At 50.6% G+C, this 17040-nt stretch carries 15 protein-coding genes and 3 tRNA genes; 14 read left to right on the top strand and 4 right to left on the bottom strand.

The annotated features are described in order from the left end of the window. Positions 1–193: 193 nt before the first annotated feature. The 8 genes from alaS to J6J34_RS11275 all read left to right on the top strand — a co-directional run bounded on the left by alaS (position 194) and on the right by J6J34_RS11275 (position 6957). A complete protein-coding gene (alaS, locus tag J6J34_RS11310) occupies positions 194–2794 on the top strand; it encodes an alanine--tRNA ligase (protein WP_301899043.1) in 2601 nt (866 codons plus the stop codon). A gap of 185 nt (positions 2795–2979) precedes the next feature. After that, the gene (gene csrA / locus J6J34_RS11305; RefSeq protein ID WP_301721775.1) at positions 2980–3171 is read left to right on the top strand and encodes a carbon storage regulator CsrA; all 192 of its coding nucleotides are present in this window, start codon (positions 2980–2982) and stop codon (positions 3169–3171) included. A 182-nt stretch (positions 3172–3353) separates the two neighbouring features. Next, positions 3354–3446: transfer RNA gene (locus J6J34_RS11300), tRNA-Ser, on the top strand. 15 nt (positions 3447–3461) lie between these two features. Next, positions 3462–3538, top strand: a tRNA-Arg gene (locus tag J6J34_RS11295). A gap of 27 nt (positions 3539–3565) precedes the next feature. Beyond that, positions 3566–3642: transfer RNA gene (locus J6J34_RS11290), tRNA-Arg, on the top strand. A 138-nt stretch (positions 3643–3780) separates the two neighbouring features. Further along, positions 3781–4017 carry an OadG family transporter subunit gene (locus tag J6J34_RS11285; protein WP_301721777.1) on the top strand — a complete coding sequence of 79 codons (237 nt, stop codon included), beginning with the start codon at positions 3781–3783 and terminating at the stop codon, positions 4015–4017. Between the two features lie 23 nt (positions 4018–4040). Beyond that, on the top strand, positions 4041–5819 hold the full coding sequence (oadA, locus tag J6J34_RS11280) for a sodium-extruding oxaloacetate decarboxylase subunit alpha (protein WP_301899042.1): 1779 nt from the start codon (positions 4041–4043) through the stop codon (positions 5817–5819). A gap of 7 nt (positions 5820–5826) precedes the next feature. Continuing rightward, entirely contained in the window at positions 5827–6957 is a 1131-nt protein-coding gene (locus J6J34_RS11275) for a sodium ion-translocating decarboxylase subunit beta (RefSeq protein WP_301721779.1), read from the top strand. A gap of 23 nt (positions 6958–6980) precedes the next feature. On the opposite strand, the gene J6J34_RS11270 is transcribed toward J6J34_RS11275, so the two are convergent. Next, positions 6981–7160: a hypothetical protein gene (locus tag J6J34_RS11270; protein WP_301721780.1), complete on the bottom strand. Its 180-nt coding sequence runs from the start codon at positions 7158–7160 to the stop codon at positions 6981–6983. Positions 7161–7166: 6 nt separating this feature from the next. Next, positions 7167–9212 carry a response regulator gene (locus J6J34_RS11265; RefSeq protein ID WP_301899041.1) on the bottom strand — a complete coding sequence of 682 codons (2046 nt, stop codon included), beginning with the start codon at positions 9210–9212 and terminating at the stop codon, positions 7167–7169. Between the two features lie 169 nt (positions 9213–9381). On the opposite strand from J6J34_RS11265, the gene gshA reads away from it, so the two are divergent. Together gshA and J6J34_RS11255 are read left to right on the top strand one after the other, a co-directional pair. Further along, on the top strand, positions 9382–10995 hold the full coding sequence (gene gshA / locus J6J34_RS11260; protein WP_301899040.1) for a glutamate--cysteine ligase: 1614 nt from the start codon (positions 9382–9384) through the stop codon (positions 10993–10995). Further along, positions 10992–11612, top strand: coding sequence for a transglycosylase SLT domain-containing protein (locus J6J34_RS11255; RefSeq protein WP_301721786.1), 621 nt, complete (start codon positions 10992–10994; stop codon positions 11610–11612). Before gshA ends, J6J34_RS11255 begins: the two co-directional genes overlap by 4 nt. Before the next feature lie 17 nt (positions 11613–11629). Here J6J34_RS11255 and J6J34_RS11250 read toward each other — a convergent pair whose 3' ends face one another. Together J6J34_RS11250 and J6J34_RS11245 are read right to left on the bottom strand one after the other, a co-directional pair. Then, on the bottom strand, positions 11630–12931 hold the full coding sequence (locus J6J34_RS11250; RefSeq protein ID WP_301899039.1) for an HlyC/CorC family transporter: 1302 nt from the start codon (positions 12929–12931) through the stop codon (positions 11630–11632). Positions 12932–13025: 94 nt separating this feature from the next. After that, positions 13026–13814, bottom strand: a complete 789-nt coding sequence (locus J6J34_RS11245; RefSeq protein WP_301721788.1) for a cytochrome C assembly family protein — start codon at positions 13812–13814, stop codon at positions 13026–13028. Between the two features lie 155 nt (positions 13815–13969). On the opposite strand from J6J34_RS11245, the gene ffh reads away from it, so the two are divergent. The 4 genes from ffh (at position 13970) to trmD (ending at position 17022) form a co-directional block, all read left to right on the top strand. Then, positions 13970–15343, top strand: coding sequence for a signal recognition particle protein (gene ffh / locus J6J34_RS11240; RefSeq protein WP_301721792.1), 1374 nt, complete (start codon positions 13970–13972; stop codon positions 15341–15343). 107 nt (positions 15344–15450) lie between these two features. Continuing rightward, positions 15451–15699: a 30S ribosomal protein S16 gene (rpsP, locus tag J6J34_RS11235; protein WP_301721794.1), complete on the top strand. Its 249-nt coding sequence runs from the start codon at positions 15451–15453 to the stop codon at positions 15697–15699. 22 nt (positions 15700–15721) lie between these two features. Continuing rightward, positions 15722–16252 (top strand): ribosome maturation factor RimM, encoded by a 531-nt coding sequence (rimM, locus tag J6J34_RS11230; protein WP_301721795.1) that lies wholly within the window; start codon positions 15722–15724, stop codon positions 16250–16252. Continuing rightward, complete coding sequence (gene trmD, locus J6J34_RS11225) at positions 16252–17022, top strand: tRNA (guanosine(37)-N1)-methyltransferase TrmD (RefSeq protein WP_301721796.1); 771 nt, start codon at positions 16252–16254, stop codon at positions 17020–17022. The genes rimM and trmD overlap by 1 nt, the downstream gene beginning before the upstream one ends. Positions 17023–17040 lie beyond the last annotated feature (18 nt).

Genomic DNA, 17040 nt, shown 5'->3' with positions numbered 1-17040 from the left:
TTTTAGTTAAATTGGATTGCCTTACGGGCCAGGTCAAGCGCTTAAAGTTACCTTGTTTTAATTATTTTGCAACAATTAAATACTATAAATTACGGCGGGCGGTGCAGACTAGTCGAAACTCTGCTTTCGTGGTAGTCTTTCGCGCTAAATCGACCCTAAATTTTACCCTGATAAGCAGCAGTAGGAAGTGTTCATGAGTATGACCAGCGCAGAAGTCCGTGAAGCGTTTTTGTCCTATTTTGCCGACCGTGGTCACCAGCGCGTGGCATCGGCATCATTGATTCCCGGTAACGACCCGACCTTGTTATTTACTAACGCAGGTATGGTGCCGTTCAAAGATGTGTTTCTTGGCGATGAACAACGTGATTACAGCCGCGCGACTTCCTCGCAGCGCTGCTTGCGTGCTGGGGGCAAGCACAACGACCTTGAAAATGTGGGCTATACCGCACGCCACCATACATTTTTTGAGATGCTGGGTAACTTTAGCTTCGGCGATTACTTTAAACGCGAAGCGATCCAATACGCATGGGATTTTCTGACCAACGTGCTGCAGCTTCCGCAAGAAAAACTTTGGGTGACAGTATTTACCGAGGACGATGAAGCCTACGCTATCTGGGCCAACGAAATTGGTGTACCTGAAGATCGCATTTCAAGAATCGGTGAGAAGGATAATTTCTGGGCCATGGGCGACACGGGGCCCTGTGGGCCATGCTCGGAGATCTTTTACGATCACGGCGCTGATGTTTGGGGTGGTCCTCCGGGAACTCCAGAAGAAGACGGTGATCGTTACATTGAGATCTGGAACCTGGTATTCATGCAATACAACCGCCAGGCGGACGGCACCCTGCAGCCTTTACCGAAGCCTTCGGTCGATACGGGCATGGGGCTCGAGCGCATTGCTGCGGTGCTGCAGGATGTCCATAGTAACTATGAGATTGATCTGTTCCAGGCGCTGATCAAAGCAGCGGCCGGAATTATCGGTACTGAGGATCTCGATAGCAAATCCTTGCGGGTCATCGCTGATCATATTCGCTCCTGCAGCTTCCTGATTGCAGATGGCGTTCAGCCTTCCAATGAAGGGCGTGGTTACGTGCTGCGTCGTATCATCCGCCGTGCAGTTCGTCACGGCAACATGCTTGGGGCTCAGGGTGCTTTTTTCCACAAGTTAGTACCAGAGCTGCTGCGCCAGATGGGCGCTGCTTATCCAGAGTTGCAGACCAAAGAAAAAGTGATTACTGACGCCTTGCTGCGAGAAGAAGAACAGTTCGGTAAGACGCTTGAGCGTGGTCTGGCCATTTTAAATGACGCATTGGCAGACCTGCAGGGGTCAGTGATTCCGGGAGATGTGGTGTTCAAGCTTTACGACACTTATGGCTTCCCAGTTGATTTAACCGCCGATATTGCACGCGAAAAAGAGCTCAGCATCGATGTTGAAGGCTTTGAGCAGGCGATGGAAGCACAACGTAAACGTGCACAACAGGCTTCTCAGTTCGGCGTCGATTACAACGAACGCCTGAAATCCTCTCACCGTAGCGAGTTTACTGGTTACGATGCTACTGAAGGCGCCAGTGAGGTGGTTGAACTGTTTGCTGAAGGTAAACAGGTCGAGAGTTTAAAGCCTGGACAGCAAGGGGTGGTGGTGCTCTCTGCCACGCCGTTTTATGCTGAAAGCGGTGGTCAGGTCGGTGATATCGGACGCTTCACTGCCAACGGCACAGTCTTTACCGTTGAAGATACGCAATACATTGGTAAGGCTATTGCCCACCATGGCAAAGCCGCGGCAGAACTGCGGCTTGGTGATAAAGTTGAGGTCGAGATTGATAGCCAGCGGCGCGCAGCGATTAAACGCAATCATAGTTCAACGCACTTGCTGCACGCTGCACTGCGTAACATCCTGGGCGAGCACGTGACGCAAAAAGGCAGCTTGGTGAATGCTGAGCGATTACGTTTCGACTTTTCTCATTTTGCCGCCCTGACGGCGGAAGAAATCGATGCCATTGAGCTGCAGGTCAATGAGCAAATTTTTGCCAACCATGAATTGAAGACCGCTCTAATGCCGATTGAAGAAGCCAAGCAAGCTGGCGCAATGGCTTTATTTGGCGAGAAGTATGACGACGATGTCCGGGTGGTACGGATGGGCGATTACTCGATGGAGCTTTGTGGCGGAACCCACGTTTCCCGCACCGGTGACATTGGTATGTTCCGCATCATCAGTGAAGCAGGGATCGCCTCTGGCGTTCGTCGTATCGAAGCCGTAAGTGGTTTACCTGCAATGCGCCATACCCAGCATCAACAACAGCTGCTACGTCGCAGTGCTGGCTTGTTAAAAGCCGACCCAGCGCAATTACCTGAGCGTCTGCAGCAACAACTGGACCGCACTAAAGGGCTCGAACGTTCACTGGCCGATTTGCAACAGCAACTGGCTGCGCAGGCGGGGGGCAGCCTGCTGGATAATGCGTTAGAGATTGGCGGTGAAAAAGTGATCCTGGCAGAAATCGATAACGTAGAACCAAAGGCATTACGCGGAATGGTCGATGACCTGAAAAACCAGATGGGTCGCGGCATCGTTGTACTGGCGCTGGCGAACGACAACAAGGTGAGTCTGATTGTTGGCGTGACCAAAGATTTAACGAGCAAGGTAAAAGCGGGTGATATTGTCAATGTCGCTGCTGCTGAAGTCGGTGGTAAGGGCGGAGGTCGCCCGGACATGGCGCAGGCAGGTGGCACTGACAGTAGTAAGATCAAGGACGCTCTGGCAGCCGCACAGACCCGCATCGAGGAGTCGTTACGATAAACGGTCGGTTTGTTACCACCAAGGTGCGCAATCTAACTGTCATGGTTCAGATTTCCTTGCTAGAATGAAAGTTGCATGACATCCGGTGAGGTTTCATGCAATCTGATGAGAATAATTCAGGCTGGTCGTGTGGTGTTTTCTCATGGATGCCCACACAAATAAATAGTAGGGAAGGAGCAGGTATAATGTTGATCTTAACCCGTCGCGTGGGTGAGACCTTAATGATTGGTGATGAGGTCACAGTCACAGTATTGGGTGTCAAAGGGAATCAAGTGCGCATTGGTGTAAATGCGCCCAAGGATGTCTCAGTGCACCGTGAAGAAATCTATATGCGGATTCAGGCCGAGAACGAAGATAAGCCTGAGTCGTCGGACTAGTTTACCCCTGCACAAAAGCTGATGACTGTTCATCAGCTTTTTTGATCTATAACCTGTCAAAATGACGAGTTCTGTGGGAATTTTGCTCGAGATGTTTAAAAATCCCACAAACACACCGCAAAACTAAAAAAATCGTTTGACATTATTGTCAGTGCCGCTAGAATTCATCGCCACAAGTAAGCGGTGAGGTGGCCGAGTGGCTGAAGGCGCTCCCCTGCTAAGGGAGTATAGGGTTTGTAGCCCTATCGAGGGTTCGAATCCCTCCCTCACCGCCATTTGTATCTTGCAACGCGCTCGTAGCTCAACTGGATAGAGTACCTGGCTACGAACCAGGCGGTTGGAGGTTCGAGTCCTCCCGAGCGCGCCACTTGCAAGCCATATCAGATTTAACGACGCGCTCGTAGCTCAACTGGATAGAGTACCTGGCTACGAACCAGGCGGTTGGAGGTTCGAGTCCTCCCGAGCGCGCCATTTCCTAGATGTCTACCTGCTGTATTTCCTTGATTTATACCTTCTATATAGTCAACTAAGGCTTACGCATCAGAAAGTTGTGTTATTCTGCTTTTAAGTTACGCTTATTTAAATGGCTCAAAAAGCAGGTTAATCACGATGCAGCAGCAACTCTCAGAAGCACTCACTATTATGCTCACGGGCATGATCACCGTGTTTGTTTTCCTCACGCTCCTCTTACTCGCAATGCACGGCTTACGTCGCTTTGTCGGTTCTGAAGAGCAGCCCACTGCAGCTCGTACAACCACCACTAAGCATAGGGATGCAGGTCATTCAGGCCAACGGATTGCCGCTATCACAGCTGCCGTACATGCCTATCGGCGCGAGCACGAGTAAATCCCCTAAAGAGGAGTCCAAGGATGACAAAACCATTAAAGTTAACCGAATTAGTTCTGCGTGATGCGCATCAATCGCTACTGGCGACCCGGATGCGTCTGGACGACATGCTGCCGATTGCTGAGCAGCTGGATAACGTAGGTTATTGGTCAATGGAGTCCTGGGGTGGAGCAACTTTTGATGCCTGTATCAGATATCTGGGGGAAGATCCCTGGGAACGCATTCGTGAGTTAAAAAAGGCCATGCCGAAGACGCCACAGCAAATGCTGTTGCGCGGTCAAAACCTGCTCGGGTACCGGCATTATGCCGACGATGTTGTGCGTCGCTTCGTTGAGCGGGCAAAAGAAAATGGCGTTGATGTGTTTCGTATCTTTGATGCGATGAACGACGTTCGCAATCTGGAAACCGCAATTAAAGCCGCCAAGGACGTCGATGGCCATGCGCAGGGCACGATGGCTTATACGGTCAGCCCAGTCCACACCCTGGAGAAATGGGTTGAGATGGGTAACGAACTTGCGGATTTAGGCTGTGATTCACTGTGTATTAAAGACATGGCGGGATTATTACGCCCCCAGGCAGCTTATGACCTGATTACGGCCTTAAAAGAGGCCACAGGCTTGCCCATTGCCATGCAGTGTCACGCGACCACCGGTTTGAGCACCGCAACCTACCAGAAGTCTATCGACGCCGGTATCGACATGCTGGATACCGCGATCTCTTCAATGAGTATGACCTATGGCCATTCTGCTACAGAAACCATAGTGGCAATGACTGAAAATACCGATCGTGATACCGGACTTGATTTGGAAAAGCTGGAAAATATTGCCAGTTATTTCCGCGAGGTGAGAAAGAAATACGCACAATTTGAGGGCTCACTGAAAGGCGTCGATGCGCGAATTCTGTTGGCGCAGGTCCCCGGGGGCATGCTGACTAACATGGAAAGCCAGCTGCGCGAGCAAGGTGCCGCGGACAAGTTCGATGAAGTATTGGCAGAGATCCCGCGGGTTCGCGAAGACCTGGGTTTCATTCCCCTGGTGACGCCAACCTCACAGATCGTAGGTACCCAGGCGGTATTAAACGTACTGACCGGCGAACGCTATAAGTCGATTTCGAAAGAGACCAAAGGTGTGCTTCGGGGTGAGTACGGCGCAACAGCGGCGCCTGTCAATAAAGAACTGCAGGCCAAAGTGCTGGACGGGGATGAGCCGATTACGGTAAGACCTGCGGATTTAATCGATGACGAAATGGATAAACTGACCGAGGAATTGCGGCGGCATAAAAAAGAAAAGTCTTTGCGCATTGCCGACAATGAAGTGGATGACGTGTTGACCTACGCACTTTTCCCACAGATTGGTCTGAAGTTCCTCGCCAATCGCGATAACCCTGATGCATTTGAACCTGAACCGCAGGCGGACACAAGTCCTTCAACGGCGCCAAAGGCTGACAAACCTGTACCGGCCAGCAAAGGTGAAAAAGCAACTTACAAAGTTAAAGTGGATGGCAAGAGCTTCACTGTGGAAGTGGGGCCTGCCGGAGAGGTAAGTACGACAGAAACCGTCACCGAGGAAAGTGATAGCAGCGCCAGCGACGCTGCCGTGATCAGTGCTCCGCTTGCTGGAAATGTATTTAAAGTGCTGGTGAAGCCGGGTCAGGAAGTCGAGGAGGGTGAGGTACTGATTATTCTCGAAGCCATGAAGATGGAAACTGACATCAAAGCTGACCGAGCTGGCGTTGTAGCAGAGGTTAGCGCGCGCGAGGGCGACAGTGTTGCCGTCGGCGACAGTCTGCTAAGCCTGGAGTAACAGCAGCATGGATCGTTTATTAACTCTGTGGGATAGCACCGCACTCTCTGCCTTTACCTGGGGCCAGGCGGCGATGATGTTCGTCGGGGCATTATTGCTTTATTTAGCGATCAGTCGCAAATTTGAGCCTTTGCTCTTGTTGCCTATCGGTTTTGGTGCAATTTTAGCCAATATTCCGCTGGCTGGCTTTACCGAGCCAGGTGGTATTTTGTACTACATCTATGTGGTCGGGATTGATACTGGGGTGTTCCCATTGTTGATTTTTATGGGGGTTGGCGCCATGACCGATTTCGGCCCCTTGCTTGCGAACCCACGTACACTCCTGCTTGGTGCGGCAGCACAGTTCGGTATTTTTGCAACCCTGTTTGGTGCTATCGCGCTAAATGCGGTTCCGGGTTTTGATTTTTCATTGCAAGACGCCTCAGCCATTGCGATCATCGGCGGCGCAGACGGACCCACGGCAATTTTTCTGGCGTCCAAATTAAGTCCGGACTTGCTTGGTGCAATTGCCGTTGCAGCCTATTCCTATATGGCGCTGGTGCCTATCATCCAGCCGCCGATAATGCGCTTGCTGACGACCAAGGAAGAGCGTGCCGTCAAGATGGAGCAGCTGCGTCAGATTGGGCGACGAGAGAAGATTCTATTCCCACTTGCTGTACTGTTTTTAACTTTACTGTTTCTTCCTACAGCGACGCCGCTGGTGGGAATGTTCTGTCTGGGTAACCTGATGCGTGAGGCTGGGGTAGTGGAACGCTTAAGCAAGACAGCGCAAAACGAGCTCATTAATATCGTCACTATCTTCCTTGGTTTAGCGGTGGGCTCGAAGTTATCCGCCAGTGAGTTTCTTACCCTGGAAACTTTGGGGATCCTGGGTTTAGGGGCAGTTGCATTTAGTATCGGCACCGCCTCAGGAGTATTGATGGCGAAGCTCATGGCGAAACTAAGTACAGCTCCAATTAACCCGTTGATCGGTGCGGCAGGAGTCTCTGCGGTGCCCATGGCGGCTCGAGTGGTCAATAAAGTGGGGCTGGAAGCGAATCAGAATAACTTTCTGCTGATGCACGCCATGGGACCTAATGTTGCTGGTGTATTAGGTTCTGCCGTAGCCGCAGGTATCCTGCTGGCTCTGGTGGGGTAATCAGCCCGAACCCGGCGGCAGTGTTAAAACTGCCGTCCGGTGATCCACATCAGCAATGTGTAGACCAGCGCGATGAAGGCGCTGACGATAAGAATATAGATGAAGCCTTTACGTCCCTGTGAAAAGGTATGCCCATTTGCCCGTAAATACATCCACCAGATCAGGCATAACACGACCGGAATTAAAAACAAAAAACGAATCATAATGACCTACTTGGTTTGTGGTTGACGTTTAACCCAAAGTTCCAAATCAGAAGCAGCTAATGCAGCCTGCTCCAACATCGGCCCTAGCCGGGTGATATGGTCAGCGACTTGGTCAAGCTCAGCGTTTTTCATTGCCTGCTCCAGTTGGGTGGCAAGCCGCTCAACACCAAGTAAGCCGAGGTTTGCAGCTGACCCTTTTAAAGTATGAAAGTAACGGCGCGCCTCTTCATGCTGGCCTTTACTGATAAAATCAACGACCTTGAGCGGCGCCTGATCATAGCTTTCATGCAAACGCCTGACTAATTCAGTATACAGCGTGACATTATGATTTAGACGCTCCATAGAAGCTTGGAAGTCGATATCATGATGTGTTGGATAACGCCGTTTGGCTTGCTCCGCAGTGCCGTCTGAACTCTCGTACAGAGCATCTGAAGATTTTAAACAATCGCGGCGGCACCACTTCTCAACCGCTTGTCTTAATTTTTTCTCATCAATGGGCTTGGCTAAGTGATCTTGCATACCGGCGGCCAGAGACTGTTCGACATCTTCGGTGGCACTGTTCGCCGTCATGGCGATAATTGGCACTCGCTCATAGGAGTACTGCGCGCGAATAGCTCTGGCCGCTGTATAGCCGTCCATGACCGGCATCTGGATATCCATCAGCACCAGGCCATATTCATCGCGCTCAACATTTTCTAATGCTTCAGCACCATTATTGGCCACTTCAACTTGTAAACCAAGGTGCTCAAGCATTTCTTTCGCGATGTGCTGATTGATATCATTATCTTCGACCAGTAACACTCGGGTTCCGGTCAGCTCTGCAAGTTTTGCTTGCTGACAATTTTCCTGCTGCTTGGGCCGGATCGCGAATACTGAGGCCAGCGCCCGAATCACGCTATTACTGGTATAAGGTTTCAGAAGCTGCTCTTTTACACCCAGCTCACGAGCGCGCTCGATCAGTTCACTGGCATGGTAACTGGTGGCCAGAATGCACGCTGGCGCAGCCGGCTGTTGCACTATCTCTTCACATAGGTCAATGCCGTTCATCCCTGGCAGCTGCCAGTCGATAATACAGACATCATAGGTCTCTGAGTTCATCGCTGCACGCGCTTCTTCGGCGGTTCTAAAACTGCTGACTTGCATCTGTATGCTGCGCAGCATATCGCTGAGCATTTCCCGGGTGGTCAGGTTATCCTCGACAATCAGCACCCGCTTACGTGCGAGGGCAGTGAGAATATCCTGCGGTATGCGCTGCTGTTTTGGCTGCTGTAATGGTAACTGGAGCTCAATAAAGAAGGTTGTTCCTTGTCCTTTGCTGCTGATGACCCCGATACCGTGCTCATTCATTAGCTTGACGATTCTCTGGCTGATGGCAAGCCCCAGACCGGTACCGCCATATTTCCGCGTGGTCGAGGTATCGGCCTGGGTAAAAGCCTGGAACAGTCGAGCCCGTTGCTCTTCGTCCATGCCAATACCGGTGTCGGTGACGGACAAGCGCAGAAATAAATGCTGATCCGTTTCATCGAGTTTCGTGACCGACACGACCACTTCGCCATGCTCGGTAAACTTGATTGCGTTGCTGACCAGATTGACCAGCACCTGATTCAGGCGTAACGCATCGCCGATTAACCGAGTCGGCAGATTGGGCGGAAGTTGGATAATAAACTCAAGGTTTTTATCATGGGCCCGGTAAGCAAATAGATCAGCCAGATTACCCAGCACTTCCTCGAGATCGAACGGAATCTGTTCGATGGTAAGTTTGTCAGCCTCGAGCTTAGAGAAGTCGAGTAGGTCGTTAATAATACCGAGCAGAATTTTCGACGAGCCTTCGATTGACTTCAGGTAACCCTGCTGTTTTTCGGTAAGCTCAGTTTTCAGGCAGAGCTGAGTCATGCCCAGAATGGCATTGATTGGGGTGCGGATCTCATGGCTCATGTTGGCGAGAAATTCACTTTTCGCCTGATTGGTCGCTTTGGCAGCTGCAATCGCTTGCTCCATGTCAGCAAGTTCGCGGAGGTGCTCGTTATCAGCTTGTTTCTTGTCCGACGCCATGTGGTGTGCAGCCATTGTGTTTAGAAAACTGTTGTCATGATGCCACGCAATGATAAATTCGCCAAGTCATGAAACTGACTCAAATTATGCATAGATCATGGACGTAGCGGCTTATAAACAGTAAGCTTTGCATCATCTAACGCGGAAGTAGTGATGGGCAGGAATCAGTTTGCAGACAACTCTGTTGAATACACTTAAGCACTTAAAATCACAATCGAATCAGGCGGATTTGCGGCGCTTCCAGCGCGGCATTGAGCGTGAGTGTTTGCGTATTACACCGGCAGGGAAACTTGCTGCGACAACGCATCCTATCGAACTGGGCAAGACGTTGACACACCCGCATATCACCACTGACTATGCTGAGATGTTGCTTGAGTTTATTACCCCCGTGGCGACAGATATCCAGGTGACACTTGATCAGCTGACGGACATTCACAGTTACACCTACCGTTATATGGGTGAAGAACTGATGTGGCCACTGAGCATGCCGTGCTTTGTCGGAGATGCCACAGATATACATATAGCGCGCTATGGTGACTCCCATAGCGGCCACATGAAGAATCTGTATCGGCAAGGGCTGACCTATAGATACGGTGGCGGCATGCAGATCATCGCTGGCGTACATTTTAACTTCTCGATTCCGCAGGGGATGTGGGAAGCGCTCGCCGCACAAGATGGTGAAACGCTGACGGCAGACTATATCTCTGCTCGCTACTTTGGTCTGATCCGTAATTACAAACGCCTGTGCTGGATGATCCCTTATCTGTTTGGTGCTTCTCCGGCAATTTGTCAGTCATTTTTAGAGCACACAGATGGCGCCATGGAGCTGAAAAAGCTTGGCAAAGGCACTGTGTACCGTGAATTTGGCACGGCGCTGCGAATGAGTGATCTTGGCTACACCAATAAAGAACAAGCTGACTTACAGATCACCTACAATTCTTTAAACGACTATGTCACGCGTTTGCGCCGGGCAATTACTACGCCCTCACAGCGATTCGCTAAAATTGGCGTGAAAGAAGTGAATGCCGATGGCACTCCGGACTACCGCCAACTGAATGCAAATATTTTGCAGATTGAAAATGAATTCTATTCCCCCATCCGCCCCAAGCGCGTGACCCTAAACGGGGAAACCCCGACTCAGGCATTAGAGCGTGGTGGCGTTGAATACATTGAAGTCAGAGCCCTGGATGTTAATCCATTTAGTCCCATAGGTATTACCGAGGGGCAAATACGGATGTTGGATATGCTGTTACTGCACTGCCTGTTGAGCGACAGTCCAGAACTTAACTGGGACGAGCAGCAAGCGACGGAGCGTAACTTTAATAAAGTTGTGCTGGACGGCCGTGATCCGCGCTTAAGCCTGAACGACCGCGGCTATGACCGTGCTATTGCCGACTGGTTGGAAGAGATTTTCGCTGACTTGCAAAGCATCGCAAAATTCCTTGATGGCGAGCAGGGGCAAAGCTATCAGGAAACCGTGGCAGAGCATTATCAAATGGTGCTGAATCCAGAGCTGACCTTATCTGGTCAGATGTTACGTATTCTGCGCGATGAAGATCTGGATAATAGTTATTTCGGTTTGCGTCTGGCGAAACAGTATCGACAGGAACTGCAACAACCGTTGCGTTATTTTTCTGAAGACGAATTTTCCAGCTGGCGCGATGCTTCAATTGCCGAGCAGCAGGCACGTGAGGATGCGGATAGCGGCACCTCGTTTGATGACTATCTGAAAACTTATTTTGAGAAAGCCCGCTGTACCGCCGCGGAGTGCGGCTCATCATGACTGCGAAAGTCAAAGCCATCGTCAGCGGCTGTCTGCTGGCTGTATTGGCTGGCTGTGCTTCAGCTCCGCCTGAACAACCGGAAGATTTGTGCGAAATCTTCTATGAGAAACGTGACTGGTATGATGCAGCTGCTGACATGCAGGAGCGTTGGGGCGTACCTATCCAGGTGCCGATGGCAATGATGTATCAGGAAAGCTCATTCAAGCACGATGCAGTGCCACCGCGGGATTATTTATTGTGGATTATTCCCTGGGGCCGGGTCAGTAGTGCCTACGGTTACTCCCAGGCAAAAACCCCCACCTGGGATGATTACGAACGCGAAACCGGAAATAGCTGGGCTTCGCGGGACTCCTTTGCCGACGCCATCGACTTTATGGGCTGGTTTATCGACAAAAGTCAGCGTATTAATGGCGTCTCAAAATGGGACGCATACGGGCAATACCTGAATTATCATGAAGGTTGGGGCGGCTATAAGCGTCAAACCTACCGTTCTAAGGCGTGGCTGATGCGCACCGCCGAAAAGGTCAAGCAACGCGCCGGGACCTATGGCGCGCAACTGCGTAGCTGCGAAGATGATTTGCAGAAAGGCTGGTTTTGGCGAATGTTTTTTAGCTAACAGCAGAACGCTCTGAGTTAACTGAAGAGGTTCTGCTGTTCCAGATGTCGCGATTCATTCGGAATGAATCGAATTTGTTTTACCATACTCTCACTGCATTCCAGGACTTCCAACGCGTAACCATCAATGCGCAGGCACAGCGGATGTTGCGGAATATCACCCAGTAATTCAACGATCAGACCGCTTACGGTTTTCGGACCGCTGGTGGGGAGCTCCCAGTTCATCTCTTTATTGAGTTCGCGGATGTTGGCAGTGCCTTCAACAATAAGCGACCCATCTTCCTGCGGACTCACCGACTCACTTGGAGTGGGGGCGATGTTCGTCGTAAAGTCTCCGACAATTTCTTCCAGAATATCTTCTAAAGTGACCAGCCCCTGAATGTCGCCGTATTCATCGACGACCAGGCCAATGCGCTCTTTGTTATGCTGAAATTTGAGCAACTGTACGTTCAGCGGGGTACCTTCAGGAATGTAATAGATCTCCCGCGCCGCCCGTATCAATTCAGCTTTATCCGCATCGCCGCTGGTTTTGGTGACAATCTGCATGATGTCCCGGGCATGCAGAAACCCAATAGCGTCATCGATCTCGCTGCGATAGAGCAACAAGCGGGTGTACTGCGCCTGAGATAACTGTTTAATGATGAGCTTAATGTCATCCTGGACGTCGATGCCGCTAATCTCCGCCCGGGGAATCATAACGTCTTCGACGGTGACTTTTTCCAGATCAAGAATACTGAGCAGCATGTCCTGGTGGCTGCTCGGAATCATGGACTGAGCTTCATTGACCACGGTACGCAATTCTTCGGAGCTTAGAGCATCATGGCCCAAAGTGGTATTCGGATTGATCCCCAGCAGGCGCATAAAGCCATTGGTGATAAAGTTCACAGCGGCCACAATAGGGTACATGAGGGTCAGCAGAGGCTTCAGGATCAGCGAGCTTGGAAAGGCCACCCGTTCCGGATGTAGTGCTGCGATGGTTTTAGGCGTGACTTCAGCGAAAATCAGCACCACCAGGGTCAGCGCAAAGGTCGCAACAACGATTCCTGCATCACCAAACCAACGAATACACAGTACTGTCGCTATCGCCGAGGCGGCAATGTTGACCAGGTTGTTACCGATCAGAATAAGGCCGATGAGTCGATCAGGGCGGTCGAGCAGATACTGAACACGTTTCGCGCCGGCATGGTCTTGTTGCGAGAGGTGGCGCAAACGATAGCGGTTGACTGACATCATGCCAGTTTCCGAACCTGAAAAATACGCCGAGAGAAACAGTAAGAGACCCAGAATTATAAGCAGGGTCGACGTGGCTATTTCGTCCAAGAAATTTACCTATATTGGATACTTGAATGCCTAATTTAATGAGCTGCGCTGACAAGTCAAGTTTGGCATTGAGTTTTCTTACCCGGGAAGACCTTTAGTTCAGCAAAACATCGCGCACGAAACGACTACCGAAATAGCCCAGACTTAAGATGATACTGGCAACCACACTTGCCACTACCAGGCTGCGTCCGCGCACTTGCTGTACACCATGGAGGATGACGACCGTCAAGTAAATAGCTGCGGCAATTAAGCTCAAAACAGTTTTGTGGCTCTGCCCCTGAGCGAACATATCATTGAGGAAAACAAAGCCGCTGCCAATGGCAATAAAAAGTAACAGGGTGCCGGTACTCAGTAAACGAAAAAAGTAGCTCTCCACCACCATGAGTGGTGGCAGGTAACCTGACAGCGCATTCATCCGGTGGTTTTTTAACAGGTAGGTCAGGTAAAGCAACTGTACCGCATACAAGGTCGCTAACATGAGGATGGCATAGGCAAGCAGGCTCAGGACGATATGTATGACCAGACCATGGCTCTCGGCGATATTTGCCCCCCAGCTGGCTGGGCTCAGCCACAAGATAATGCAGCTTACCGCGGCAAACAAATAGATGACCGGACGTAGAACCAGGCCACTGTTGCGGTGCGCACGAAAAAGCGCAAACAACGCTAATAAAAACGCCACCGCACTTAAGCTACTGGCAACGTTTAAATGGTCAAAGTCGTCGCTGGCGAGGTAACTCCATAACAAGATGCCGTGACTCAACACCGCAGCTACTGCCACGCCCCAGGTCAGGGTGTTTGGCGCTTTAGCAGTTGCTAGCTGACGCCACATAACGCCGGCACTGGCACAGTAGAGGAGCAGAGTTAAAAGGAGAAGGATCAGCATCAAGGTTCCCACAAATTAAGTTTTAACTTCTTGAGATTGTTCATCAAGTATATGCATTGTCGTGACGAAACCCAATAGGATGGCGAAACTTTGCTTGAATTACGATATACTCAGCGCAATATCATTGTCAGCTAGCAGTAGATGGACAGTATCCCATGTTTGAGAATTTAAGCGACCGCCTGTCGCAGTCATTAAAAAACATTACCGGCCGTGGCCGACTTACCGATGACAACATCAAAGACACGCTGCGCGAGGTCCGTATGGCCTTGCTGGAGGCCGATGTTGCCTTGCCGGTGGTGCGTGAGTTTATTAAGCGGGTAAAAGAGCGCGCGGTAGGCACCGAAGTGAATAAAAGCCTGACGCCTGGCCAGGTGTTCCTGAAAATTGTTCAGCAGGAACTCGAGCATGCCATGGGCGAGGGCAATGTACCACTTAACCTGGCAACTCAGCCGCCAGCAGTTATTTTAATGGCGGGCTTGCAGGGTGCCGGTAAGACGACCAGCGTCGGTAAACTTGCTCGATATTTGCGGGAACGCGAGAAGAAAAAAGTATTAGTGGTGTCGGCTGACGTTTATCGTCCGGCAGCGATTAAGCAATTGGAGACGTTGGCGCAAGAAGTTGAGGTGGAATTTTTCCCATCGTCAACTGAGCAGAAGCCTGTGGCGATTGCTGAAGCTGCCATTAGCCACGCGCGCAAGAAGTTTATCGATGTGGTTTTGGTCGATACCGCGGGTCGTACGGCGATTGACGAAGCCATGATGACCGAGATCAAAGACTTACATAGTGCCATCAAACCGATCGAAACCTTGTTTGTGGTGGATGCGATGACGGGCCAGGATGCCGCGAATACGGCCAAAGCCTTTAATGAAGCACTCCCCCTGACCGGTGTCATACTGACCAAAACCGATGGTGATGCGCGTGGTGGTGCGGCGTTATCAATCCGTCACATTACCGGGAAGCCGATTAAATTCCTGGGGGTGGGCGAGAAGAACACAGCACTTGAGCCGTTCCATCCGGAACGTGTTGCGTCGCGCATACTGGGTATGGGCGATGTGATGTCGTTGATCGACGAACTGGAACAGAAAGTCGATCGTACCAAAGCTGAAAAAGTCGCGAAAAAAGTCATGAAAGAAGGGAAGTTTTCCCTCGAAGACTTTCGCGAACAGCTGGCGCAGATGCGCGACATGGGCGGCATGATGGGCTTAATGGATAAACTGCCTGGAATGGGCAAGATGAGCTCTCAGGTCAAAGGTCAGCTCGACGACAAAATGACGGTGCGCATGGAAGCTATTATCAGCTCGATGACGCCAAAAGAAAGAGAATTCCCAGACTTGATCAAGGGTTCACGGAAACGCCGCATCGCCGCCGGTTCGGGAACCCAGGTGCAGGATGTCAATAAGCTGCTCAAACAGTTTATGCAAATGCAAAAAATGATGAAGAAAATGAAAGGCGGCGGCATGGCTAAGATGATGCGTAGCATGGGCGGAATGGGTGGCAAAATGCCACCAGGCATGTTCCCTAAACGCTAGAGAATACTTGCATTCGACGGAAAAATCGGTAGAATTGCCGGGCTCTTCGACCCCGGTCGGAGGTTTTTCTATTTACTTAACATTATAAAACTGTATCGAGGAACGTAATGGTAACCATTCGTTTACAACGCGGCGGCGCTAAAAAGCGTCCATTCTACCAGATGGTAGTAACCGACAGTCGCAATGCCCGCGACGGTCGTTTCATTGAAAATGTAGGCTTCTTCAACCCGCTAGCGCGTGGTCAGGAAGAGAAATTACGTGTCGATTTAGAGCGTGTTGACCACTGGGTTGGTAACGGCGCAACTTTATCTGAGCGTGTTTCTAAGCTTTTAAAAGATGCGCGTAGCGCAGCTTAATTTGACGGTTTGAAGGGTAGCTATGAATCATCCTGCTGAATACGTTGTCGTTGGCCAGTTAGGCGCGGTGTACGGGGTAAAAGGCTGGATTAAAGTTCAAAGTTACACGGACGACGTTGAAGCCATATTTGATTATCACCCTTGGCAAATTCGTCAACAAGGGCAAGTGCGGGACGTTACTGTCGATGAATGGCGTCGACATAATAAAGGACTGATCGCCAAATTAGCCGGTGTCGATGATCGCGATGCTGCGCACTTGTTTACAGGTGCCGACATAGTGATTAGCGCCGAGCAATTGCCCGAATTGCCAGCGGATGAGTTTTACTGGCGCGATTTGATTGGTATGACGGTCGTAAACACCGACGGTTATAACATGGGAGTCGTTGACCAGTTGATGGCCACAGCATCGAATGATGTGATGGTGGTGAAAGCGAATAGTAACGATGCGTTTGGTCGCTCTGAGCGTTTGATTCCGTTTATTCAGAGTCAATACATTCAGAACGTCGACAAAGAAAACAAACGTATTGTTGTGGACTGGCCGTCGGACTTTTAATGGCTGCGAAACTACAGGTTGGCGTAATTACGCTATTTCCTGAAATGTTTCAGGCAATTTCCGACAACGGTGTTACGGGTAGAGCAGTTCGCGATGGTTTGTTAGACATAACGTTGACCAATCCCCGCGATTTTACTCAGGATAAGCATCGCACCGTAGATGACCGCCCTTATGGCGGTGGGCCTGGCATGTTGATGATGGTACAACCGCTCACTGATGCGATTGCTGCTGTCAAACAACAGTTAGGAGCCAGTACCAAGGTGATTTATTTATCACCTCAGGGTCGCAAACTTGATCATGAAGGTGTGCGTGAGCTTGCTGAGAATGACAAGTTGATCCTAATCGCCGGTCGCTATGAAGGCATTGATGAGCGCGTCATTATGCGCCACGTCGATGAAGAATGGTCGATTGGAGATTACGTGTTAAGTGGTGGCGAGTTGCCCGCAATGGTCATGATTGACAGTGTGGCGCGCTTGATTCCGGGGGTTCTCGGTCATCAGGACTCAGCAACAGAAGATTCTTTTGCGGCTGGATTACTCGATTGTCCACACTTTACACGGCCTGAAGTTTTAGATGGTGAGGCGGTGCCACCGGTATTACTGAGTGGTAACCACGAACAAATTAGACGCTGGCGTCTGCAGCAGGCTCTCGGTAGAACCTGGCTAAGACGTCCAGAATTATTAAATAACCTAGCTCTGACTGACGAGCAGCAGGCGTTACTGGAGGAATTTATTCACCAGTATCAAGCTGAATCTGATTCGGGTAGTTAATCTAGGCAAGTGAGGCTA

The sequence above is a fragment of the Pseudidiomarina terrestris genome, from assembly GCF_030466405.1.
In the GTDB taxonomy this organism is placed as follows: Bacteria; Pseudomonadota; Gammaproteobacteria; order Enterobacterales; family Alteromonadaceae; genus Pseudidiomarina; species Pseudidiomarina terrestris.
The sequence above is the reverse complement of the archived record's forward strand: the minus strand, read 5'-3'. Positions and strand labels throughout refer to the sequence as shown.

What these genes read in the sequence shown, in the direction of transcription:
- trmD (WP_301721796.1), top strand. Translation starts at nt 16,252, where the DNA reads ATGGCTGCGAAACTACAGGTTGGCGTAATTACGCTATTTCCTGAAATG.
- oadA (WP_301899042.1), top strand. Translation starts at nt 4,041, where the DNA reads ATGACAAAACCATTAAAGTTAACCGAATTAGTTCTGCGTGATGCGCAT.
- alaS (WP_301899043.1), top strand. Translation starts at nt 194, where the DNA reads ATGAGTATGACCAGCGCAGAAGTCCGTGAAGCGTTTTTGTCCTATTTT.
- J6J34_RS11265 (WP_301899041.1), bottom strand. Translation starts at nt 9,212, where the DNA reads ATGGCGTCGGACAAGAAACAAGCTGATAACGAGCACCTCCGCGAACTT.
- J6J34_RS11275 (WP_301721779.1), top strand. Translation starts at nt 5,827, where the DNA reads ATGGATCGTTTATTAACTCTGTGGGATAGCACCGCACTCTCTGCCTTT.
- rpsP (WP_301721794.1), top strand. Translation starts at nt 15,451, where the DNA reads ATGGTAACCATTCGTTTACAACGCGGCGGCGCTAAAAAGCGTCCATTC.
- ffh (WP_301721792.1), top strand. Translation starts at nt 13,970, where the DNA reads ATGTTTGAGAATTTAAGCGACCGCCTGTCGCAGTCATTAAAAAACATT.
- J6J34_RS11285 (WP_301721777.1), top strand. Translation starts at nt 3,781, where the DNA reads ATGCAGCAGCAACTCTCAGAAGCACTCACTATTATGCTCACGGGCATG.
- csrA (WP_301721775.1), top strand. Translation starts at nt 2,980, where the DNA reads ATGTTGATCTTAACCCGTCGCGTGGGTGAGACCTTAATGATTGGTGAT.
- rimM (WP_301721795.1), top strand. Translation starts at nt 15,722, where the DNA reads ATGAATCATCCTGCTGAATACGTTGTCGTTGGCCAGTTAGGCGCGGTG.
- J6J34_RS11245 (WP_301721788.1), bottom strand. Translation starts at nt 13,814, where the DNA reads ATGCTGATCCTTCTCCTTTTAACTCTGCTCCTCTACTGTGCCAGTGCC.
- J6J34_RS11255 (WP_301721786.1), top strand. Translation starts at nt 10,992, where the DNA reads ATGACTGCGAAAGTCAAAGCCATCGTCAGCGGCTGTCTGCTGGCTGTA.
- J6J34_RS11270 (WP_301721780.1), bottom strand. Translation starts at nt 7,160, where the DNA reads ATGATTCGTTTTTTGTTTTTAATTCCGGTCGTGTTATGCCTGATCTGG.